Genomic DNA, 21988 nt, shown 5'->3' on the forward strand with positions numbered 1-21988 from the left:
GAGCACCGGGCAAGCGTTCAATATCGGCCGTCTCGGCCAGTCTCGACCTCCGTCGCCCTGCCCGACTTCCGCCCGGATATGTGCGCTCTGCCCTGGTCAGCGGGGCGTACGGACTGGCAGGATCGCGCCATGTCCAAAGCGCTGTCCCGTATCGGCAGGCGCCGGGTCCTGCGGGGCTCGGTCGCCGGTTTCGTGGCGCTCGGACTGCTGCTGTGGTGGCTGGCCCCCTGGAGCGAGGAGCCGCCCCGCGGGACGGTCACCCTGAGCACGGGGACACGCGCGGGGGTGTACCAGAAATACGGTGAGCTTCTGCGCACCTCGCTCAGCAAACACATGCCGGACCTCGAAGTGCGGCTGCTGACGAGCGACGGGTCGCAGGAGAACGTACGCCGGGTGGCGACCGGAGAGGCCGACTTCGCGATCACGGCGGCCGACGCGGTGGAGACGTACAGACTGAGCGACCAGCCCGGTGCCGACCAGCTGCGCGGAGTCGCCCGTCTCTACGACGACTATGTGCAGCTCGTGGTCTCGCCCGGTTCCGACATCCGTTCCGTCGCCGACCTGCGGGGCAAGAGGGTCGCCATCGGGCCGCCCAAGTCGGGCGTGCGGCTCATCGCGAACCAGGTGCTCAGGGCGGCGGGCATCGATCCCGAGCAGGACATCAGCCCCTCCGCGGACGGCATCGACACCGGCCCGGGGCGGCTCGGGCACGGGCTGGACGCGTTCTTCTGGTCGGGCGGGCTGCCCACGGACGGCCTACGGACGTTCTCCGAGGACTCCGGTCTGCGGTTCGTGCCGATAACGGCCGAGCTGGTCGCCCAGCTCCATCGACAGAGTGGTGCCACGCGCTACTACCGGGTCACCAACATGCCGGAGTCGGCCTACCCCGGCAGCCAACACGGCGCGACCGTCCCGACGATGGCCGTGTCCAATCTGCTGATCACCCGGGCGGACGCGGACCCGCGGCTCACCGAATGGCTGACCCGGATCGTGCTCAAGAGCCGGGACGGCATCGGGAAACGCGTCCACTCCGCCCAGTTGGTCGACGTGCGCACCGCCATCTACACCGATCCGCTCCGGCTGCACGACGGCGCACGCCGGTACTACCGGTCCGTCAAGCCCTGACCGGTGGTCGCCCCCGTGGGGGCGCTCCTCGGCACCGTCACCGTCACCGTCAGCCCGTGCGGCTCGTGGCGGTCGTAGGCGATCGAGCCGCCGCCCGCCGTGAGCAGGGCCCGGGCGATGGACAGGCCGAGGCCCGAGCCCTTGATGTTCTGGTGCCGCCCGCTGCGCCAGAAGCGGTCGCCGACGCGGGCCAGCTCCTCGTCGTTCAGGCCGGGGCCGTGGTCGGTGACGACGACGGTGGAGGTGTCACCGTTGGAGGCGACGGCCACCTCGACCCTCTCGCCCTCCGGCGTGAACTTCACCGCGTTGTCGATGACCGCGTCCAGCGCGCTGGACAGGGCGACCGGGTCGGCCCACGCCGTGGTCGGCGGGCAGTCCCCGGCCAGCAGAACCCCCTTGGCCGCGGCGGTGGGCGACCACGCCGCCACACGTTCGGCGGCCAGGGCTCCGATGTCGGTGACCTGTAGCTGGGCCTCGCTGTGCTCGGCCAGCGCCAGGTCGAGCAGGTCGTCCAGGACGTGCGCCAGCCGCCTGCCCTCGGCCTGGACCGAGGCGATCTCCTCGTTGCCGTCGGGCAGCTCCAGCGCGAGCAGTTCGATGCGCAGCAGCAGCGCCGAGAGCGGGTTGCGCAACTGGTGCGAGGCGTCGGCGACGAAGGCACGCTGCTGTTCCAATACGCCCTCGACGTTGTCCGCCATCTCGTTGAACGACCGGGCGAGCCGCCGGAGCTCCGGCGGTCCGCCGGCCACCGCGACCCTGGACTTCAGCCGCCCGGTGGCGATGTCGTGAGTGGTGGCGTCCAGGACTCGTACGGGCTTGAGCACCCAGCCGGTCAGCCGCAGGGCCGCACCGACGGCCAGCAGCATCGCCGCCCCCTCACCCACGGCGATGATCAGCCAGCCCTGGAGGATGTGTGAGCGCATCTGCCCGGTGGGCGAGTCGGTGACGACGACCGCGACGACGTCACCGTCCCGGATGACCGGCGAGGCCACCACCAGGTTGCGCCGCTCCCAGGGCCACACCTGCTCGGGATCATGGCTGCGGCGGCTGAGCAGCGCCTCCTGGAAGGCGTCGCGCACCTCGCCCGTCCTGGGCAGGAACCAGTCGTCCGGCGCGTGCGCCATCGGAACGTCGTTGCGGTGGAAGACGCCGGCCCGGATGCCGTACACCTCGTGGTAGCTGCGGAGTTCGCTGCTGAGGGTCTCCCGGCGCTCGTCGATGTCGCCGGCCACGGGGTCGGTCGGCTCGGTGACGAACTGGGCGAGGGCCGCGAAGCGCGCCGTGTCGTCGATCCGGTCGACGACGACCTGTTGCTGCTGCGCACGCGCCAGGCTGACGGCGAGCGGAACCCCTAGCGCGAGCAGTACGGCCGCCATCAGGACGATGAGCAGCGGCAGCAGACGTGTGTGCACCCGGCCACGCTATGCCGCGGGTTCGACGAGCCGGTAGCCGACTCCGCGTACCGTCTCGATGAGGGCCGGCATGCGCAACTTGGCGCGTAGGGAAGCGACATGAACTTCCAGGGTGCGCCCCGTTCCCTCCCAGCTGGTGCGCCACACCTCGCTGATGATCTGCTCGCGGCGGAAGACGACCCCGGGTCGCTGGGCGAGCAGGGCCAGCAGGTCGAACTCCTTGCGGGTCAGTTGGACGACCGAACCGTTCACGCTGACCCGCCGGGTCGGCAGCTCGATGCGCACGGAGCCGAGACGCAGCTCGGCCTCACCGGCGGCGACGGCGTCCTCCTGGACGGTGCGCCGGCTGACGGCGTGGATCCGGGCGAGCAGCTCGCCCGTGTCGTACGGCTTGACCACGTAGTCGTCGGCGCCGAGGTTGAGCCCGTGGATGCGGGAGCGCACGTCGGAACGGGCGGTGACCATGATCACCGGGGTGCCGGTGCGTTTACGGATCTTGCCGCAGACCTCGTAGCCGTCCTGATCGGGCAGGCCCAGGTCGAGGAGGACGACGCCGAAGCCGTCGGCCTCGGGGACGAGTGCTTGGAGTGCCTCCTCACCGCTGCGCGCGTGGGTGACGTCGAACCCGTGCCTCGCCAGAATCGCCGACAGGGCGGCGGCGACGTGGTTGTCGTCCTCGACGAGCAGCAGTCTCATCCGGTCCCCCTTCGGTTCATCGGCCGTACGATCCGCCCGTGTACAAAACGGTCTGTGCACGAAAACGTGTGCACGCGCGCGTGCACCTTGCAGTGACGCCGATGAACGGGGGCGGCGTCAAGAGGGTTCCGGTTGCGCTTCGGTACCGTTACCCGGCCGAAATGAGCCCTGCTCACAAGTGCTACGACATGTATCCGATTGCTACCGGATCGTGATGCTCAGATTCCCCTCAGATGTGATGACGCGGATCTGAAGGATCACTACTGTCCTCCCAAACCGAGGAGGACGGAGCCCGAAAGCGATGACCGAAGTATCGGCGGCCAAGGAAGATGTGGCCACGACCGGCGAACTGGTCGTCCTGAAGAGCGTCAACAAGCACTTCGGCGCGTTGCACGTACTCCAGGACATCGACCTGACGGTCGCCCGCGGCGAAGTCGTCGTGGTCATCGGGCCCTCCGGGTCCGGAAAGTCCACCCTGTGCCGCACCATCAACCGCCTGGAGACGATCGACACCGGGTCGATCAGGATCGACGGGAAGCCCCTGCCCCACGAGGGCAAGGAGCTGGCGAGGCTGCGGGCCGACGTGGGCATGGTCTTCCAGTCCTTCAACCTCTTCGCGCACAAGACGGTGCTCGAGAACGTGACGCTGGGCCAGGTCAAGGTCCGCAAGAAGGACAAGAAGCAGGCCGAGGAGCGGGCCCGTGCCCTGCTCGACCGGGTCGGCGTGGGCGCGCAGGCCGAGAAGTACCCCGCGCAGCTCTCCGGCGGCCAGCAGCAGCGTGTCGCCATCGCGCGGGCCCTGGCGATGGAGCCCAAGGTCATGCTCTTCGACGAGCCGACGTCGGCTCTCGACCCGGAGATGATCAACGAGGTTCTGGAGGTCATGCAGCAGCTCGCCCGCGACGGCATGACCATGATCGTCGTGACCCACGAGATGGGATTCGCCCGGTCCGCCGCCAACCGCGTGGTGTTCATGGCGGACGGCCGCATCGTCGAAGCCGCTTCGCCGGACCAGTTCTTCAGCAATCCGCGCAGCGACCGTGCCAAGGACTTCCTGTCGAAGATCCTGCACCACTGACGGCGCCCTCGCGCCCTGACGACTTGCGTCACCGGATGAACCGGGCCGCATCACTTCACCAGTCAAAAGGAAGTCCACCATGAAGCTCCGCAAGGTCACCGCCGCCTCGGCCGCCGTGCTCGCCCTCGCCCTGACCGCCACCGCCTGCGGGGGCGGCAGCGACAAGGACAGCGGTTCGTCCTCCTCCGGGGGCGGCAGCGACAAGATCAAGATCGGCATCAAGTTCGACCAGCCCGGTCTCGGCCAGAAGACCCCGCAGGGCTACGCGGGCTTCGACGTGGACGTCGCCACGTACGTCGCCAAGAAGCTCGGCTACGACGAGAAGCAGATCGAGTGGAAGGAGTCGAAGAGCGCCGACCGCGAGACCATGCTGCAGCGTGGTGACGTCGAGTTCATCGCCGCCACCTACTCGATCACTCCGGAACGCGAGGAGAAGGTCGACTTCGCAGGCCCGTACCTGCTCGCCCACCAGGACGTGCTGATCCGCGCCGACGACAGCAAGATCAAGGCGCCGGAGGACCTGAACAGCGCGAAGCTGTGCTCGGTCACCGGCTCCACCTCGGCGCAGAACGTCAAGGACAAGCTGGCGCCCAAGGCCCAGCTGCAGCCGTACCCGACGTACTCGGCCTGCCTGCCCGGTCTCCAGAACGGTGCCGTCGACGCGCTGACCACCGACGACTCGATCCTCGCCGGTTACGCCGCCCAGGATCAGTTCAAGGGCAAGTTCAAGCTCGCCGGCTTCAAGATGACCAACGAGAACTACGGCATCGGCGTCAAGAAGGGCAGCGACCTCAAGGCGAAGATCAACGAAGCGCTGGAGGCCATGGTCTCCGACGGCTCCTGGGAGAAGGCCGTGAAGGACAACTTCGGTCCGGCCAACTACAACAACGAGCCCGCGCCGAAGATCGGCGACATCAAGAGCTGAGGCCACGCCTGACAGGGTGCGCCGTCCCGAGTGCGGGGCGGCGCACCAGGGCGGGTATACCTACACGCGGAAGCGCGGGAGATCGTGTTCGACTTTCTTGAAGATTACGACCTGCTGGGGGCCTTCTGGACGACGGTGCAGCTCGCTGTGCTCTCCGCCGTCGGCTCCCTGATCTGGGGCACCCTGCTGGCCGCCATGCGCGTCGGCCCGGTGCCGTTGATGCGCGGTTTCGGGACCGCGTACGTGAACATCGTGCGGAACATCCCGCTGACCGTCATCATCTTGTTCACGTCGCTGGGCCTGAGCCAGACGCTGGGCATCAATCTCGGCGCGAACGACTTCGAGACGATCAACTTCCGGCTCTCCGTCCTCGGCCTGATCCTCTACACCTCGGCCTTCGTGTGCGAGGCGCTTCGCTCCGGCATCAACACGGTGCCGGTCGGCCAGGCCGAGGCGGCCCGCGCGATCGGGCTCAGCTTCAACCAGGTGCTGGGCCTCGTGGTGCTGCCCCAGGCGTTCCGCTCGTCCGTCGGCCCGCTGGCGAACGTGCTGATCGCGCTCATCAAGAACACCACAGTGGCTGCCGCGATCGGTGTCGCCGAGGCGGCCCTGCTGATGAAGGAGATGATCGAGAACGAGGCGCAGCTCCTGTTGATCTCCGCGGTCATCGCGTTCGGTTTCGTGGTTCTGACGCTGCCGACCGGCCTGTTCCTCGGCTGGGTGGGCAAGAAGGTGGCGGTGAAGCGATGAGCTCCGTTCTCTACGACGCTCAAGGCCCTCGCGCCAAGCGACGCAACGTCGTCTTCACGGCGGTCTTCCTGGTCGTCCTCGCGGCCCTGCTGTGGTGGGTGTTCAACACCCTCTCCGACAAGGGCCAGCTGGAATGGTTCCTGTGGAAGCCGTTCTTCACCAGCGGCGAGCCGTGGTCCACGTACATCTGGCCGGGTCTGCAGAACACCCTGAAGGCCGCCGCGCTGTCGGTGATCATCGCGCTGCCGCTCGGTGCCGTCTTCGGCATCGCCCGGCTGTCGGACCACGCCTGGATCCGCGTCCCGGCCGGGATCGTGGTCGAGTTCTTCCGGGCCATCCCCGTCCTGGTCCTGATGATCTTCGGTCTCGCTCTGTTCGCCGAGTACACCAACGTCAGCTCCGACGACCGTCCGCTGTACGCGGTCGTCACGGGTCTGGTGCTGTACAACGCCTCCGTCCTCGCGGAGATCGTGCGCGCCGGCATCCTGTCCCTGCCCAAGGGCCAGGCCGAGGGAGCGATGGCGATCGGCCTGCGCAAGAACCAGGCGATGCGGCTGATCCTGCTGCCGCAGGCGGTCACCGCGATGCTCCCGGCCATCGTCAGCCAGCTCGTCGTCATCGTGAAGGACACCGCCCTCGGCGGCGCCGTCCTCACCTTCCCCGAGCTGCTCGCCGCGGCCAACACGATGAGCGGCTACTACGGCGCCAACGTCATCGCCAGCCTCACGGTGGTGTCGGTGCTCTTCATCGCGCTCAACTTCGCCCTCACCTCCTTCGCCTCCTGGCTCGAGGCACGGCTCCGCCGCAGTAAGCGCAGCACGGGCGCGGTGGTGGGCGGCGCCCAGATCGAGGAACTCAACACGGCCGAGGTCGGGGGCACCCACGGAACAGGCGCAGGCGGCGCCACCTGACGCACGCTCTGCTGTACCGACATGGCTGTGGCCCGCCCCTCCGGCGGGCCACAGCCATGTCGGGTCCGGAACGGCATCGGCGGCGCGCGAAAATCATCCCGGTACGGGCCGGGCCTGTGTGATGAGCAGTCAAGTGGTGTGACGGAACCGGACCGGTTTCATGATCGCCGACCGCGCCCGTCACTTGACGCAAGCACCGGCAGTAGGTTGCATACGTTCTGTGATCGCGCACCCTGCTCCATCGTCCTGTTCCGCCCTGTCCTCCGGGACGTCACTTCGAGCAGGGGGCGCCGCGCCGTGGATCCGGTGATCATCGTCGGAGCGGGGCCCGTCGGGCTCACGCTCGCCCTGGCGCTGGCGCGTCAGGAGGTGCCGTGCGTGGTCCTCGACGAGGGGCCGGGCAAGGACGAACCGCGTCCTGCCCGGTCGGTGGTGCTGCGCGAGGACACCACGGCGCTGCTGGAGCGGCTGACCGGTGCGTCACTGGCCCAGGCCGGCTCCCGTTGGGCCGGATGGCGGTCGATGCGGCGCAAGCAGGTGATACACGAGGTCGCTTTCGACGCCACCGCACCCGCTCCCGTGCACATCGCCCAGCACGTCCTCACCGGTGCCCTGCGTGCGGCCCTCGCCCGTGAACGGCTCGTCAGGGTCGCCGTGGACAGCCGTCTGGACTCCCTCGAACAGGAGCCCTCCGGCGTCACCGCGCACACCCGCGGCGCCAGGGGCACCTGGTGGCGCGGCAGTTATCTGGTCGGCTGCGACGGCCCCCGCTCCACCGTGCGCAAGCTCCAGGACATCCGCTTCCCGGGCCGCACAGCGGTGGAACGGCACGCCGTGGCCGCGCTGCGTACGGAACTTCCCTGGCCGGACGAAGCGTTGCTGCACCGGATGCCGCCGTGGCGCGCTTCCGGTCCCTTCGCCGGGGAGATCACCGCACGCCCGCTGCCGGACGGCGTGTGGCGTCTGGACTGGCTGCTTCCGCCGGGCAAGGAACTGGTCACCCCCGAGCTGCTGCTGGCCCGGATCCGGGAGACTCTCGCCGGCTGGGCCGGCGGCCCGACGCCACCGTACGAACTGCTCGACACCGGGGTCCACACCGTCCACCACCGGCTCGCCCGGCGCTGGCGGGCGGACCGCGTGTTCCTCGCCGGGGACGCCGCGCATCTGCTCGGCGCGCTGGGCACACACGGGCTGGACGAAGGGCTCCGCGACGCCGACAACCTCACCTGGAAGCTGGCTCTGGCCTGGCACCACGGCCACCACGAAGCGCTGCTCGACAGTTACCAGGCCGAGCGGCGCGCGATCGTCTCCGCCCGGCTGCGCGCCGCCGATCAGGCGCTGCCGCTGCTGCGGGGCGGGGGAGGGTTGCGTTCCTACGTCCCCGGCTCCGCCCGCGGTCATGACGCACTCCTGGTGGACGGCCACCTGGGGCGGGGGCCGCTGGGAGCGCCGGGCGGGCACGCCGGATCGCCCCTCGCGCCCCGGGACCTCGATGGTGAAGTCCCCGTCGACACGCCCCTCGGGGCGCCGGTCACCGATGTGCGGGTCACCGCGGAGGACGGCACCTTCGTCCGGCTGCGGGACCGGCTCGGCCGGGGTGCGCTGCTGGTGGTGCTGATCGCGCCGGGTACCGGCGTGTGGGAGCGCAGGCACTGGGTGTCCGCCGGGATCATGCCCCGGCTGGCGGCGGCCGTGGCGGCGCTGCCGCATCCGGCCGAGCTGCTGGTCGCGGAGAGCTACCCGGGGGCGGCGGCCCACACCGTGCTGCTGGTACGCCCCGACGGTCACCTGGTCACGGCGCTCGGCGGAGTCCGTCCGGCGGACCTGTACGCGGCGGCCGAAACGGTGGTCGGTGGACCAACAGATACAGAGACAGCGGGAACAACGGGGGCGGAGGCCCGGGCAGCGGCCGGAGCCGGATCGCGCTGAGGTGCCGGCCGCGGAGTCCCTGCACCGGCTGGGGCTCCACCGGGCCACCGACCTGATCGGCGGTTTCCAGGCATGGCACACGGCGGGTCTACCGGTGCGGGCGTCGGGCGGGGCCCCTCAGTAGCCCCCGTCGTCCAGGAACTCGCCGTTCTCGCCCTCCTCCTCCAGGGCCTGGCGGACCACACGTAGGGCGAGGCCCTCGGGGTAGCCCTTGCGGGCGAGCATGCCGGCGAGGCGGCGGATCCGCTTGTCGCGGTCGAGTCCGCGGGTGGAGCGCAGCTTGCGGGCGACGAGTTCGCGCGCGGTGGCCTCCTCCTGCTCGGAGTCGAGTCGGGAGACGGCCGCGTCGATCAGGGTGGCGTCGACGCCCTTGGTCCGCAGCTCCCGGGCGAGGGCAAGCCGGGCGAGGCCCCGGCCGTGGTGCCGGGACTCCACCCAGGCGTCCGCGAAGGCACTGTCGTCGATCAGTCCGACCTCTTCGAACCGGGACAGCACCTCCTCGGCGGCCTCGTCCGGGATCTCCCGCTTGCGCAGGGCGTCGGCGAGCTGCTTCCGGGTGCGTGGGGTCCCGGCGAGCAGGCGCAGGCAGATGGCCCGCGCCCGCTCGACCGGGTCCCCCTCGGGCTCCTCCCGCTCGGCCCTCGAAGAGGAGGAGACAGCCCCGTCCGCCGCGCTCGCCTCGCCGAAAGCCCGGCGCCCGCGCCCATCGCACGGCCCGCCGTCACGCGAGCCGCTCCCCCATGAGTCGCCCGCACGACGGGACCCGGCACCGCCTCGGCGCCGGCCGCCGCCCGGGTCCTCACCTGGGAAGCCGGCCGTGCCGCCGGCGTCCCCGTCCACCCCGTCAACGTTCGCGGCTGGATCTGCGCCGTCTCCGGTACCTCTCCCCCATGAGGCGCCGGAGGCGGCGAACTCGTACTCGGCCCAGTCGATTCGTCGCGTCACGGGTCAGCTCTTGGCCGCGGCGGCCTTGGACTTGGTGGTCTTGGCCGCCGGGGCCGCGGTCGCCTCGGCCGGAGCGGTGATGCCGGCGGCGTCCGTGCCCTGCTCGGCGGCCGGCTCCTCGGGCCGCACGCCGACGCCGAGCTTCTCCAGGATCTTCTTCTCGATCTCGTCGGCGAGGTCGGGGTTGTCCTTGAGGAAGTTGCGGGCGTTCTCCTTGCCCTGACCGAGCTGGTCGCCCTCGTAGGTGTACCAGGCACCGGCCTTGCGGACGAAGCCGTGCTCCACGCCCATGTCGATCAGGCCGCCCTCCCGGCTGATGCCCTGACCGTAGAGGATGTCGAACTCGGCCTGCTTGAAGGGCGGCGCCACCTTGTTCTTGACGACCTTGCAGCGGGTACGGTTGCCGACCGCCTCGGTGCCGTCCTTGAGGGTCTCGATCCGGCGGATGTCGATGCGCACCGAGGCGTAGAACTTCAGCGCCCGGCCACCGGTGGTGGTCTCCGGGGAGCCGAACATCACGCCGATCTTCTCGCGGAGCTGGTTGATGAAGATCGCCGTGGTCTTCGACTGGTTGAGCGCACTGGTGATCTTCCGCAGCGCCTGGCTCATCAGCCGGGCCTGCAGACCCACGTGGGAATCGCCCATCTCACCCTCGATCTCCGCGCGCGGCACCAGCGCCGCGACGGAGTCGATCACGATGAGGTCGAGGGCACCGGAGCGGACCAGCATGTCCACGATCTCCAGCGCCTGCTCGCCGTTGTCCGGCTGGGACAGGATCAGGTTGTCGATGTCGACGCCGAGCTTCTTCGCGTACTCGGGGTCCAGGGCGTGCTCCGCGTCCACGAAGGCGACCTGGCCGCCGGCCCTCTGCGCGTTGGCCACCGCGTGCAGGGTCAGGGTCGTCTTGCCGGAGGACTCCGGACCGTAGATCTCCACCACCCGCCCGCGCGGCAGACCGCCCACGCCGAGGGCCACGTCGAGCGCGGTCGACCCGGTGGGGATGACCTCGATGGGCTCGTTCGTCCGGTCACCCATGCGCATGACCGCGCCCTTGCCGAATTGCCGTTCAATTTGTGCGAGCGCGGCGTCGAGCGCCTTCTCGCGGTCGGTTCCTGCCATGGGTTCCACCCGATTTGCTTGGTTCGATCGCTTCACGTCGACGACGCTAGCGCCTGCCACTGACAACGCGCCCCGGCACACCTCCGCCCTGTGGACAACTGGGATCCTTTCCCCCACGAACCGGACCATAGCGCCCATCATCGAGCCCCACCGGCACGCTCATGGGAATAAATGTTCGATTTTTGTGTCAAGTGCACCACGCGGCACCCTCACAAGGCGTTCACCCTCCGGCAACGGCTCCGCCGTCGCTCAGGAGCCCTCGGTGTCCCCGATGTCCCCCGTGCTCCCGGCGTCCCCACTCCGAGGTGGTGTCGCACCCCGTCGGCTGCTCCAGAGGCCCCGGGCACGGGCGACGAGGATCCCCCGCTCGCCGGGGCGGTGGTGGCCGTGCACGCGGGGGTCGTCCGTCACGTCGTAGCGCTTCACGTACGCGCCCAGGAACGCCTGGAGGGTGGCGACCGCGGGGATGGAGATCAGCGCGCCGACGGCACCGAGCAGGGCGGTGCCCATGACGACCGAGCCGAAGGCGACCGCCGGGTGGATGTCGACGGTCCTCGCTGTCACCTTGGGTTGCAGCACGTAGTTCTCGAACTGCTGGTAGATCACCACGAAGATCAGCACCCACAGCGCGTACCAGGGGTCGACCGTGAAGGCGATCAGCATGGGCAGAGCGCCCGCCAGATACGTACCGATGGTGGGGATGAACTGCGACACCAGGCCCACCCACACAGCGAGCACGGGCGCGTAGGGCACCTCGAGGATCTCCAGCAGTACGTAGTGGGCCATGCCGGAGACCAGCGCCATCAGCCCGCGCGAGTACAGGTAGCCGCCGGTCTTGTTCACGGCGATCTCCCACGCGCGCAGCACCTCGGCCTGACGCGCGGGCGGCAGTACGGAACAGACGGCTCGCCGCAGCCGCGGACCGTCGGCGGCGAAGTAGAACGAGAACAGCCCGATGGTCAGCAGCTGGAAGAGGCCTCCGAGGACCTGCGCGGAAACGTCCAGGACACCGGTGGCGCTGTTCTGCACGTAGTCGCGCAGCCAGTCTGAGCGGAGCAGGCCCTCCTGGACGTCCACCCGCCGCAGTTCGGTGTGGAAGTGGGTGTTGACCCAGTTGATGACGGAGTCGAGGTACGCCGGGAAATCCTCGACGATCTTGATGATCTGCCCCGCGAGCATGGATCCGAGCAGCGTGACGAAGCCCGCCGCCGCGATCAGCACCCCCAGGAAGACCAGGAAGGTGCCCAGCCCTCGGCGCACCCCCCGCCCGGCCATCCAGCTCACCGCGGGCTCGACGGCGAGCGCCAGGAAGAACGCGATGAGGATGTTGATCAACAGCCCGGTGAGTTCGTGGAAGGCCCAGCTGCCCAGCTGGAACAGGGCGATCAGCGCGAGCGCGAGCACCATGGCGCGCGGCAGCCAGCGCGGCATGCGGACGCCGGGCGGGGCGGCGGGATCCGCCGGTGGGCCGGGGTGCGGCGGCGCGCCGGGCGCCGAGGGATGCCGGGCCGCCTGCCCGGTCTCGTCTGTGGATGCCACGGAGTAAGTTTCGCGCACGCCACCGGCAGCCGTCCGCCCCGTGGCCGTCTCTGTGACGATCAGCGCTTTTCCCGCGGCACGTCCATCACCGCGCAGACCACCTGCCAGACGTCCTTGGCGTCCCAGCCGGCCCTCAGTGCCTCGTGCACGGTGCGACCGCCGAGTTCCGACATGACGTGATCGCGCGCGAAGGTGTCGGCGTAGCCCGTACCGAAGTACTCCGCCATCCGTTCCCAGAAGACCGTCAACCGCATGCCCTCAGTATCCCGCCCGAGAGTGTGGGCCCGGGCCCGGACCGCCTGCCGACACCGCTTTGCGCCCTAACGTCTGTCCCATGTCACCAACCGGATCGGTCCCCCTGCCCCCGAAACCCCCGGCCGACAGCCCGCTCGCCCGCGCGGAGCGTTTCGTCTGGCTGACCGCGCGGGTGCTCGAACAACGTCTGTTCGCCCACGAGTTCCGGAAGGGCGGTGCCGACCCGGTGGAGCGGGCGCTGGACGCTTACCGCAACGAGGACGGCGGATACGGTCACGCGCTGGAGCCCGACCTGCGGGGCCCCGTCAGCCAGTCGCTGCACACCGTCCACGCCCTGCGTGTCCTGGACTCCGTGGGGCGCTGTGGTGGCACGCGCGTGGAGCACGCGTGCCACTACCTGACGTCCGTGTCCACTCCGGACGGCGCGCTGCCGGCGATCCACCCCAGCCTGCGCGGCTGCCCGTCGGCCCCCTTCGTACCGGTCGTGGACGACCCGCCCGGCGAACTTCTGGCCACCGGACCGGTGGTGGGGCTGCTGCACCGCAACGACGTGTGGCACGCGTGACTGTTCCGGGCCACGGACTTCTGCTGGCAGGCCGCCGAATCACTGGAGCGGAGCCACCCGTACGAGATCCGGGCAGCGCTCGCCTTCCTGGACTCCGCCCCCGACCGCCCGCGCGCGAAGGCGGCCGCCGACCGGCTGGGCCGCCTGGTGCGCGGACAGCGGCTGGCGGCGCTCGACCCGGACGACCTCGACGCCTACCCGGTCGCGCCCGGCTACGCCCCGGGTGAGCACCATTTCCCGCACGACTACGCACAGACACCGCGCTCCCTCGCGCGCGGGTGGTTCACCGACGAGGAGATGTCACGCTCGCTGGATCACCTCGCGGCCGAGCAGGAGGACGACGGCGGCTGGCCGGTGCGCTGGCGCGAGTGGGCGCCGGCCCCGGCCCTGGAGGCACGCTCCATGGTGACCATCGACGCGCTGCGCACGCTCAGGGCGTACGGCCGCCCGGTCGGCTGACCCGGCACCGGCCTCAGCCGCCCAGGGCCCGGACCCCCGCCGTCACCACCACGGCCGCCCCGACGACGACCAGGAACGGGGCGCGCAGCATCAGCGCCACGGCGGCGGCGGCGAGCCCCACCGCCCGCGCGTCCAGCACCAGCGTCTGCCCGTCGGCGAAGGTCTGCTGGGCCGTGAGGGCGGCGAGCAGGGCGACGGGCAGCAGCGCGGCCAGACGCCTGACCAGCGGCCGCTCGAGGGCACCGGCGGGGACCAGCAGCCCGGCCAGCTTGACGGCGTAGCACCCGAGGACGGTCACGCCGATCGCGATCCAGATGTTCAACGGTCCTCCCCCGGTACGTCACCGCGCGGTGTTCCCCTGCGGCGGCCCTGTGCCCACAGGACCGCCGGTGCCGCGAGCGCGGCCACCAGGACCGGTACACCGGCGGGCAGGACCGGCAGCAGACCGAGTCCCAGCAGGACGGCGAGCCCGGCGACCATCCGTTCGGTGCCGGTCCGCAGCATCGGCGCGAGCAGGGCCAGGAAGACCGCGGGGCCGGCCGCGTCCAGGCCCCACGCGCCGGTGTCCCCGATGGCCTCGGCGCCCAGCGCGCCGAGCAGCGTGGTGAGGTTCCACAGGACGTACAGGCTGAGCCCGGTCACCAGGAAACCGATCCGCGCGCTGCGCCGGGTGGGCTGGGCGAGGGAGACCGCGGCCGTCTCGTCGATGACCCACTGGGCCGCGAACGGCCGCACCGCGCGCGGGAGGGCCAGCAACTGGGACAGGCGCAGCCCGTAGAAGGCGTTGCGCACCCCCAGGAAGAACGCCCCGGCGGCGGCAGTGAACGGGCTCCCGCCGGCGGCGAGCGCCCCCACCAGCGCGAACTGGGACGCCCCGGTGAACACGAGAAGGCTGAGCGCACACGTCTGGAGCAGCGTGAGCCCGCTGCCGGCCGAGGTCACCCCGAAGGCGAATCCGGAGAGTCCGACGGCTATCCCGACGCCCAGGGCGTCCCGGACGACGGCGCCGTCCGGTTTTTCTCCCCGGGCGTCCCCGTCCCGGACGTCCGCGAGTGTTGTCTGTTCTGTTGCCACACCCCGGACGGTACGTGGAGCGCTCTTCGGATGTCTTGTACGTTCTTGCGCTCGCGCTGGTAGGCGCCGGGCGGCACTCCCACGATCCGGCCGAAGTGCCGGTTCAGGTGCGGCTGGTCGGTGAATCCGACCACGACGGCGGCCTCCGACGGCACGGTCCCGGCGTCCAGCAGCCGGCGCGCCCGCCGTACCCGTGCGTCGGTGAGCCAGGCGTGCGGCGGCATTCCGTAGGTGTCCCGGAAGGCCCGCAGCAGCGCGAACGGGCTGGTGCCCAGTTCGTCGGCCAGCTGCTCCAGCGTCGGCGGGGCGGCCATCCGCTCTTCCAGCAGGGCACGCGCGCGTGCGGCGGTCCGGGCGCCGGCCGTGCGCACCTCGCGCCGGGGCAGCGACCCGCCGTTCAGCCTCAGCAGCCGGGTCACGGCCACCCGCAGCAGCGTGTCGGCGGCGAGCGCGTTGCCCTCGTCGGTGGCCCGCAGTACCTGGTGCACCAGGCGGACGGTGTACGGATCGTCGAGCACCGGCCGCACGAAGCCCGGGGTGCCGCGCAGTGTGGTGGTCTCCGCGGCGATCGCCGCTACCACCTCGGGCGAGGGATACACCGCGCCGTACCGCCAGCCCTCCGGTACCCCGGCCCGCCCGGTGTGCGGGGTGTCCGGGTTCACCAGCGCCAGTGCCCCGGCCCCCGCGTACTGGTCGCCGCCGCCGTGGTGGAAGACCTCCACGCCGTCGGCGATGGCGGCGATCACGAAGTGCTCGTGGGTGTGCCGTACGAACGTCTTGTGGATGTAGCGGGCCCGGAGCAGATCGACGCCGGGCAGGTCGGCGTACTGCCAGTGCCGCGCCCGTTCCTTGCCTGTTTCCGCCATCGGGCCTCTCTCGAGGGAACCACCGGCTTCAGCCGGTGGGGGAGCCGAATCCCTGGTGTACGTTTCTGTGTCCCGCAAGGGATCGCTTCGGGCTGGACCGCAACCCTCGGGTCGGAAGCCCCCTTCTTTCGGGAGGGGGAGCGGAGTCACACGGCCATTGTCACCCGGCCCCTGGCCGTACCCGCAGGGGCCCGCCCGGCCTCTGCGCACCGAGGCCGAGCAGACCGGACGCCCACGTCCGGCCTGCTCAGGCCCGTTGTCAGTGCCCGGGTGCAGGATGGACGCATGGTCAGCACTCCGCACCGAGCCCTGGACGGCTTCTCCGCCGCGACCCGCGGCTGGTTCACGGGGGCGTTCCCCGCGCCCACCGCGGCCCAGGCGGGCGCCTGGCGGGCCATCCACGAGGGGGCGGACGTGCTGGTCGTCGCCCCCACCGGCTCCGGCAAGACGCTGGCCGCGTTCCTCGCGGCCCTGGACCAGCTGGCCGCCACACCCCCGCCCGCGGACCACCGAAAGCGCTGCCGCGTCCTGTACGTCTCCCCGCTGAAGGCCCTGGCCGTCGACGTCGAGCGCAATCTCCGCAGCCCGCTGACCGGCATCCGCCAGGAGGCCGTGCGCCTGGGGCTGCCCGAGCCCGAGGTCAAGGTCGGGATCCGCTCCGGCGACACCCCGCCCGCCGAGCGCCGGGCCCTGTCCACCCGCCCGCCGGACATCCTCATCACCACTCCGGAGTCCCTGTTCCTGATGCTGACGTCGGCCGCGCGGGACGCGCTGACGGGCGTGGAGACGGTGATCCTGGACGAGGTGCACGCGGTCGCCGGCACCAAACGCGGGGCGCACCTCGGGCTCTCCCTGGAGCGGCTGGACGAACTGCTGCCCAGGCCGGCCCGCCGCATCGGCCTGTCGGCGACGGTCCGCCCGGTCGACGAGATCGCCCGTTTCCTGTCCCCGCGCGGCAAGGTGGAGATCGTCCAGCCCGAGGCCGGCAAGGAGTTCGACCTCTCCGTCGTGGTCCCGGTCGAGGACCTGGGTGAGCTGGGAGGTTCCCCGGTGGCCGACGGATCGGAGGGGGCGGAGCGCCCGTCGATCTGGCCGCACGTCGAGGAGCGGATCGCCGACCTGGTCCAGTCCCACCGCTCGACGATCGTGTTCGCGAACTCCCGCCGTCTCGCGGAGCGCCTGTGCAACCGGCTCAACGAGATCGCCTACGAGCGGGCCACCGGGGAGCCGCTGGGCGAGCACCACTCCCCGGCCGAGCTCATGGGCGGCTCCGGGGCCGCCCAGGGCGCGCCCGCCGTCATCGCCCGCGCGCATCACGGCTCGGTGTCCAAGGAGCAACGGGCCCTGGTCGAAGAGGACCTCAAGGCGGGCCGGCTGCCCGCGGTGGTGGCCACCTCCAGCCTGGAGCTGGGGATCGACATGGGCGCGGTCGACCTGGTGGTCCAGGTCGAGTCGCCGCCGTCGGTGGCCTCGGGGCTCCAGCGCGTCGGCCGCGCGGGCCACCAGGTGGGGGCGGTCTCCACGGGCGTGGTGTTCCCTAAGTACCGGGGCGACCTCGTCCAGGCCGCCGTGGTCACCGAGCGGATGCGGACCGGCGCCATCGAGTCGCTGCGGGTTCCCGCGAACCCGCTGGACGTCCTGGCGCAGCAGATCGTCGCGATGACGGCCATGGACACCTGGCAGTTCGACGATCTGCTGGCCATGGTGCGCCGGGCGGCCCCTTTCGCCTCACTGCCCGAGTCGGCCTTCACGGGCGTGCTGGACATGCTCGCCGGCCGCTATCCGTCCGACGCGTTCGCGGAGCTGCGCCCGCGCGTGGTGTGGGACCGGGTCACGGGCGAGATCACCGGCCGCCCGGGGGCGCAGCGCCTCGCCGTCACCTCCGGGGGCACGATCCCCGACCGGGGCCTGTTCGGGGTGTTCCTCGCGGGCGCCGACCCCAAGAAGGGCGGCGGACGGGTCGGCGAACTCGACGAGGAGATGGTCTACGAGTCCCGGGTCGGCGACGTCTTCACGCTCGGCACCACCTCCTGGCGCATCGAGGACATCACGCGCGACCGTGTGCTGGTCTCTCCGGCCCCGGGCGTGCCGGGGCGGCTCCCGTTCTGGAAGGGGGACCAGCTGGGCCGCCCGCTGGAGCTGGGCCGCGCGGTGGGCGCGTTCCTGCGGGAGGTCGGCTCACTGTCTCCGCAGGAGGCGCGCCTGCGGCTCCTCGCCGCCGGGCTGGACGCCTGGGCCGCCGACAATGTGCTGTCCTACCTCGACGAACAGCGCCAGGCCTGCGGCCACGTCCCGGACGACCGCACGATCGTCGTGGAGCGTTTCCGTGACGAGCTCGGCGACTGGCGGGTCGTGGTGCACTCCCCGTTCGGGGCCCAGGTGCACGCCCCGTGGGCGCTCGCGCTCGGTGCCCGCCTCTCCGAGCGGTACGGCATGGACGCCCAGGTGATGCACGCCGACGACGGCATCGTGCTGCGCCTGCCGGACGCCGACCTGATGGGTCTGGACCTGCTCGACCAGGAGCCGGTGCGGACGGGCACCGAGTACGACGCGGACCAGGCGCCGCTGGGCGCGGCGGACGTCGTCTTCGACAGGGGGGAGGTCGACCAGGTCGTCACCGACCAGGTGGGCGGCTCGGCGCTGTTCGCGTCCCGCTTCCGCGAGTGCGCCGCCCGTGCGCTGCTGCTGCCGCGCCGCAACCCCGGCAAGCGCACCCCGCTGTGGCAGCAGCGTCAGCGTGCCTCCCAGCTGCTCCAGGTGGCGGGCGAGTTCGGCTCGTTCCCGATCGTCCTGGAGGCCGTCCGCGAATGTCTCCAGGACGTCTTCGACGTCCCCGGGCTCGTCGAGCTGATGGGCGATCTGGAGTCCCGCAAGGTGCGGCTCGTCGAGGTCACCACCCCCGAGCCGTCCCCCTTCGCCCGCTCGCTCCTGTTCGGATACGTCGCCCAGTTCCTGTACGAGGGCGACTCCCCGCTCGCCGAGCGTCGCGCGGCGGCCCTGTCGCTGGACTCGCGGCTGCTGGCCGAGCTGCTCGGCCAGGCGGAGCTGCGCGAGCTGCTCGACGCCGAGGTGCTGGCCGAGCTGGAGCGCGAGCTGCAGTGGCTCACCGAGGACCGGCGGGTCAAGGACGTGGAGGGCGTGGCCGACCTGCTGCGCGTACTCGGACCGCTCACCGGGGCCGAGCTGGCGGAGCGGGGTGCCGAGCCGGGGTGGGCGGAGGAGCTGGTCTCAGCCCGCCGCGCGATCCGGGTCCGCGTCGCCGGCACCGAGCACTGGGCGGCGGTCGAGGACGCCGGGCGACTGCGCGACGCGCTGGGCACGGCGCTGCCGGTCGGCGTGCCGGAGGCGTTCACCGAACCGGTCAAGGACCCACTGGGCGACCTCCTCGCGCGGTACGCCCGGACCCACGGCCCGTTCACGTCGGCCACCGCCGCGGCCCGCTTCGGGCTGGGCGTGGCGGTCACCGAGGGCGCCCTGCAGCGGCTCTCGGCGGCGGGCAGGGTCGTCCAGGGCGAGTTCCACCCGGCCGGGATCGGCCAGGAGTGGTGCGACGCGACCGTGCTGCGCAGGCTGCGCCGCCGTTCCCTGGCCGCCCTGCGGCATGAGCTGGAACCGGTGCCGCCGGGCGCGCTCGCCCAGTTCCTCCCCCAGTGGCAGCACATCGGCAAGGGGCACACGCTGCGCGGCGTCGACGGTCTGGTGCGCGCCGTCGAGCAGTTGCAGGGCGCGTCCGTGCCCGCGTCCGCCCTGGAGAAGCTGGTCCTGCCTTCCCGGGTCGCGCACTACTCCCCCGCGATGCTGGACGAGCTCACGGCCGCCGGAGAGGTGGTGTGGGCCGGTGCCGGTTCCCTCCCGGGAAAGGACGGCTGGGTCTCCCTGTACCTCGCGGACGCGGCCCCGCTGCTCGTGCCGCCCGCACAGCCTCTGGAGACGACCGCCCTGCACCAGTCGGTGCTGGACGCCCTCGTCGGCGGCTACGGCCTGTTCTTCCGCCAGATCGCCGACCAAGTCCGCGCCACCACCCACCCCGAGGCCACCGATCCCCAGCTGGCCGACACCCTCTGGGACCTGGTCTGGTCCGGCCTGTTGACCAACGACACCCTCGCCCCCATGCGCTCCCTGCTGGGCTCGGGCCGTACCGCGGGCTCGACAGCCCACCGCGCGAAGCGCCCGGTGCCACGCGGCCGCTACGGCTCGCTCACGGCAGCCGCCCGCGGTGTCTCCCGCACCGGCCCACCGACCGTCGCCGGACGCTGGTCACTGCTCCCGGACCGGGAGGCCGACCCCACGGTCCGCGCCCACGCACTGGCCCGCACCCTGCTCGACCGGCACGGCGTGGTGACTCGGGGCGCCGTCTCGGCGGAGGGCGTCGAGGGCGGCTTCTCCGCGGTCTACCGCGTCCTGTCCGCCTTCGAGGAGACCGGGCAGGCCCGGCGCGGTTATGTGGTCGAAGGGTTGGGGGCCGCCCAGTTCGCCATGGACGGCGCGGTGGACCGCCTCCGCGCGGCGGCCAACGCCCGCGAGCGGGGGGAGGCCCTCCCCGGCCCGGGCCCGGACGGCCCGGACGGAAGCGGCTCCGGTCTCCTCGACGGCGACTCCGCCCCCTTCGCCCTTCATGGCTTCGCCCCGCCCACCGACGGCTCCCGCGACCTCGCTCCCGGTACCCGGCAGTACGGGGTGCGTCCCTCGTACGACCCCTTCGCGGGCCGCCGTACCGGCCCGGACCTCGCCCTGCGGGCCGTCGTCCTGGCCGCCGCCGATCCCGCGAACGCGTACGGTGCCGCGCTGAGCTGGCCCGAGCCCCCGACGGGCGCCGGGCACAAGCCCGGCCGCAAGGCGGGCTCGCTGGTGGTGCTCGTCGACGGTGAGCTGACGCTCTACGTGGAGCGCGGCGGCAAGACGGTACTGGCCTGGCCCGCAGCCCCGGACGGGGAGCCCGCCGACGACCCCCGCCTACCGGCCGCGGCAGAAGCACTCGCGACGGCCGCGCGCGCGGGCTCCCTCGGCACGGTCACGGTGGAGCGCCTCAACGGCGCTTCTGCCCTGACGTCCCCGCTCGGGGCGCTTCTGGAGGCCGCGGGCTTCGTCGCGACCCCCCGAGGCCTGCGCCTGCACCCCTGACCAGCGGCCCCCGCCCGCCGTACGAGGCGTGCGACCCTTGCCCCATGCCCGAAGGAGACACCGTCTGGCAGACCGCGCGGCGGCTGCACGGCGCCCTCGTCGGCACGGTGCTGACCCGCAGCGACCTGAGGGTGCCCAGGTTCGCCACGGCCGACCTCACCGGCCGCGCCGTCCTGGACGTCACGCCGCGCGGCAAACACCTGCTCACCCGTGTCGAGGGCGGTCTGACCCTGCACTCGCACCTGCGCATGGACGGCTCCTGGCGGGTGTACGCGCACGGGCAGCGCTGGAGCGGCGGCCCCGCCCACCAGATCCGCGCGATCCTGGGCAACACCGACCGCACCGCCGTCGGCTACCGTCTGCCCGTCCTCGAACTCCTGCGCACCACCGACGAGAACCGCGTGGTCGGCCACCTCGGCCCCGACCTCCTGGGCCCGGACTGGGACCCCGGCCTGGCGCTGGCGAACCTTCTCCAGGACCCTGCCCGCCCGCTCGGCGAAGCCCTGCTGGACCAGCGCAACCTCGCCGGTGTCGGCAACGTGTACAAGAGCGAGCTCTGTTTCCTGCTCGGTGTCACGCCCTGGCTCCCCGTCGGCGAACTGTCCGGCGAACGCGCCGCGAAGCTGCCCGAGTTCGCCAGGAAGCTGCTGGTGTACAACCGCGACCGCCCGGTCCGCAGCACCACCGGCCGCCGCGGCCAGGACCTGTTCGTCTACGGCCGCACGGACCGCCCCTGTCTGCGCTGCCGAACCCCGGTCCGCCGGGCCGACCAGGGCGACGGTTCCCGCGAGCGCCCCACCTACTGGTGCCCCACCTGCCAGCCGGGCCCGGCCCCCGGAGCGGCCTTCACCACCGGCCGGGCTCCCCATCCGGACGGGGGCGCGGGGATGCCGTGGTGACCGTGGATGTGGTGCCGGCCGGTGTTCCGGTCCCGGGCGCGGCCGCGGCCGTGTTCCAAGCCCGACGCCAGCGCCCGGCCGTCAGGGCTCCTTCCGCCCGCGCCTTCGGCATGCAGTGCACCGGAAGCACGCTCAGCCCCCATCCCCCGGCCGCGACCGCCGCCTCCAGCGCTCCCGCGTCGGGCACGAGCAACAGCCGCGCCACGGCCCACCACCACAGCGTCCCGAGCCCCAGCGCCGTACCCCAGCGAACTGCCCGCGCCCTCATGGCCCCCACCTCCGGCACCTCCAGCCGGACGCTATAGGGGCACTCATCCGGG

The 21988-nt window shown here is 71.8% G+C and carries 18 protein-coding genes and 2 pseudogenes; 10 read left to right on the forward strand and 10 right to left on the reverse strand.

The window, feature by feature from the left end:
• The first annotated feature begins 129 nt into the window (after positions 1-129).
• Positions 130-1125, forward strand: a complete 996-nt coding sequence (locus AC6F7H_RS04730; protein WP_500755407.1) for a TAXI family TRAP transporter solute-binding subunit — start codon at positions 130-132, stop codon at positions 1123-1125.
• Here the strand turns inward: AC6F7H_RS04730 and AC6F7H_RS04735 are convergent.
• Both AC6F7H_RS04735 and AC6F7H_RS04740 read right to left on the reverse strand, forming a co-directional pair.
• On the reverse strand, positions 1104-2537 hold the full coding sequence (locus AC6F7H_RS04735) for a sensor histidine kinase (protein WP_500755408.1): 1434 nt from the start codon (positions 2535-2537) through the stop codon (positions 1104-1106). The two genes, AC6F7H_RS04730 and AC6F7H_RS04735, sit on opposite strands and share 22 nt — an antisense overlap.
• A gap of 9 nt (positions 2538-2546) precedes the next feature.
• Positions 2547-3233 (reverse strand): response regulator transcription factor, encoded by a 687-nt coding sequence (locus tag AC6F7H_RS04740; RefSeq protein ID WP_457461938.1) that lies wholly within the window; start codon positions 3231-3233, stop codon positions 2547-2549.
• Positions 3234-3534: 301 nt separating this feature from the next.
• Here AC6F7H_RS04740 and AC6F7H_RS04745 point away from each other — a divergent pair, with 301 nt between their 5' ends.
• The 6 genes and pseudogenes from AC6F7H_RS04745 to AC6F7H_RS04770 form a co-directional block, all read left to right on the forward strand.
• Complete coding sequence (locus AC6F7H_RS04745) at positions 3535-4311, forward strand: amino acid ABC transporter ATP-binding protein (protein ID WP_500755409.1); 777 nt, start codon at positions 3535-3537, stop codon at positions 4309-4311.
• Positions 4312-4390: 79 nt separating this feature from the next.
• Complete coding sequence (locus AC6F7H_RS04750; RefSeq protein ID WP_500755411.1) at positions 4391-5236, forward strand: glutamate ABC transporter substrate-binding protein; 846 nt, start codon at positions 4391-4393, stop codon at positions 5234-5236.
• Between the two features lie 84 nt (positions 5237-5320).
• A complete protein-coding gene (locus AC6F7H_RS04755; protein WP_500761656.1) occupies positions 5321-5986 on the forward strand; it encodes an amino acid ABC transporter permease in 666 nt (221 codons plus the stop codon).
• Positions 5983-6897 (forward strand): amino acid ABC transporter permease, encoded by a 915-nt coding sequence (locus AC6F7H_RS04760; RefSeq protein WP_500755413.1) that lies wholly within the window; start codon positions 5983-5985, stop codon positions 6895-6897. The genes AC6F7H_RS04755 and AC6F7H_RS04760 overlap by 4 nt, the downstream gene beginning before the upstream one ends.
• A gap of 297 nt (positions 6898-7194) precedes the next feature.
• Positions 7195-8826, forward strand: a complete 1632-nt coding sequence (locus AC6F7H_RS04765; RefSeq protein ID WP_500755414.1) for an FAD-dependent monooxygenase — start codon at positions 7195-7197, stop codon at positions 8824-8826.
• A gap of 7 nt (positions 8827-8833) precedes the next feature.
• Positions 8834-8950: pseudogene (locus AC6F7H_RS04770) on the forward strand (rhodanese-like domain-containing protein); the annotation flags it as partial.
• On the opposite strand, the gene recX reads toward AC6F7H_RS04770, so the two are convergent.
• The 4 genes from recX to AC6F7H_RS04790 all read right to left on the reverse strand — a co-directional run bounded on the left by recX (position 8944) and on the right by AC6F7H_RS04790 (position 12683).
• Complete coding sequence (gene recX, locus AC6F7H_RS04775) at positions 8944-9771, reverse strand: recombination regulator RecX (protein ID WP_500755416.1); 828 nt, start codon at positions 9769-9771, stop codon at positions 8944-8946. The pseudogene AC6F7H_RS04770 and the gene recX overlap by 7 nt on opposite strands.
• A 3-nt stretch (positions 9772-9774) precedes the next feature.
• Positions 9775-10890 (reverse strand): recombinase RecA, encoded by a 1116-nt coding sequence (gene recA, locus AC6F7H_RS04780; protein WP_500755417.1) that lies wholly within the window; start codon positions 10888-10890, stop codon positions 9775-9777.
• 249 nt (positions 10891-11139) lie between these two features.
• Positions 11140-12429: an AI-2E family transporter gene (locus AC6F7H_RS04785; RefSeq protein WP_500755418.1), complete on the reverse strand. Its 1290-nt coding sequence runs from the start codon at positions 12427-12429 to the stop codon at positions 11140-11142.
• Between the two features lie 59 nt (positions 12430-12488).
• The gene (locus AC6F7H_RS04790) at positions 12489-12683 is read right to left on the reverse strand and encodes a DUF3046 domain-containing protein (protein WP_109380094.1); all 195 of its coding nucleotides are present in this window, start codon (positions 12681-12683) and stop codon (positions 12489-12491) included.
• Positions 12684-12763: 80 nt separating this feature from the next.
• Here AC6F7H_RS04790 and AC6F7H_RS04795 point away from each other — a divergent pair.
• Positions 12764-13708, forward strand: a pseudogene (locus AC6F7H_RS04795) (hypothetical protein).
• A 13-nt stretch (positions 13709-13721) separates the two neighbouring features.
• Here the strand turns inward: AC6F7H_RS04795 and AC6F7H_RS04800 are convergent.
• The 3 genes from AC6F7H_RS04800 to AC6F7H_RS04810 are packed head-to-tail and all read right to left on the reverse strand — an operon-like array spanning position 13722 to position 15648.
• Positions 13722-14030, reverse strand: coding sequence for an AzlD domain-containing protein (locus AC6F7H_RS04800; protein ID WP_109380092.1), 309 nt, complete (start codon positions 14028-14030; stop codon positions 13722-13724).
• A complete protein-coding gene (locus tag AC6F7H_RS04805; RefSeq protein ID WP_500755420.1) occupies positions 14027-14782 on the reverse strand; it encodes an AzlC family ABC transporter permease in 756 nt (251 codons plus the stop codon). The genes AC6F7H_RS04800 and AC6F7H_RS04805 overlap by 4 nt, the downstream gene beginning before the upstream one ends.
• Complete coding sequence (locus AC6F7H_RS04810) at positions 14680-15648, reverse strand: AraC family transcriptional regulator (RefSeq protein WP_500755422.1); 969 nt, start codon at positions 15646-15648, stop codon at positions 14680-14682. Before AC6F7H_RS04810 ends, AC6F7H_RS04805 begins: the two co-directional genes overlap by 103 nt.
• Positions 15649-15933: 285 nt before the next feature.
• Between AC6F7H_RS04810 and AC6F7H_RS04815 the strand changes: the two genes are divergently transcribed.
• Both AC6F7H_RS04815 and AC6F7H_RS04820 read left to right on the forward strand, forming a co-directional pair.
• Positions 15934-20769: an ATP-dependent helicase gene (locus AC6F7H_RS04815; RefSeq protein WP_500755424.1), complete on the forward strand. Its 4836-nt coding sequence runs from the start codon at positions 15934-15936 to the stop codon at positions 20767-20769.
• A gap of 44 nt (positions 20770-20813) precedes the next feature.
• Positions 20814-21668 carry an Fpg/Nei family DNA glycosylase gene (locus tag AC6F7H_RS04820; protein ID WP_500755425.1) on the forward strand — a complete coding sequence of 285 codons (855 nt, stop codon included), beginning with the start codon at positions 20814-20816 and terminating at the stop codon, positions 21666-21668.
• On the opposite strand, the gene AC6F7H_RS04825 is transcribed toward AC6F7H_RS04820, so the two are convergent.
• Positions 21616-21936 (reverse strand): hypothetical protein, encoded by a 321-nt coding sequence (locus AC6F7H_RS04825; RefSeq protein WP_500755426.1) that lies wholly within the window; start codon positions 21934-21936, stop codon positions 21616-21618. The two genes, AC6F7H_RS04820 and AC6F7H_RS04825, sit on opposite strands and share 53 nt — an antisense overlap.
• Positions 21937-21988: the final 52 nt, after the last annotated feature.

The sequence above is a fragment of the Streptomyces sp. MMS24-W38 genome (assembly GCF_059889265.1).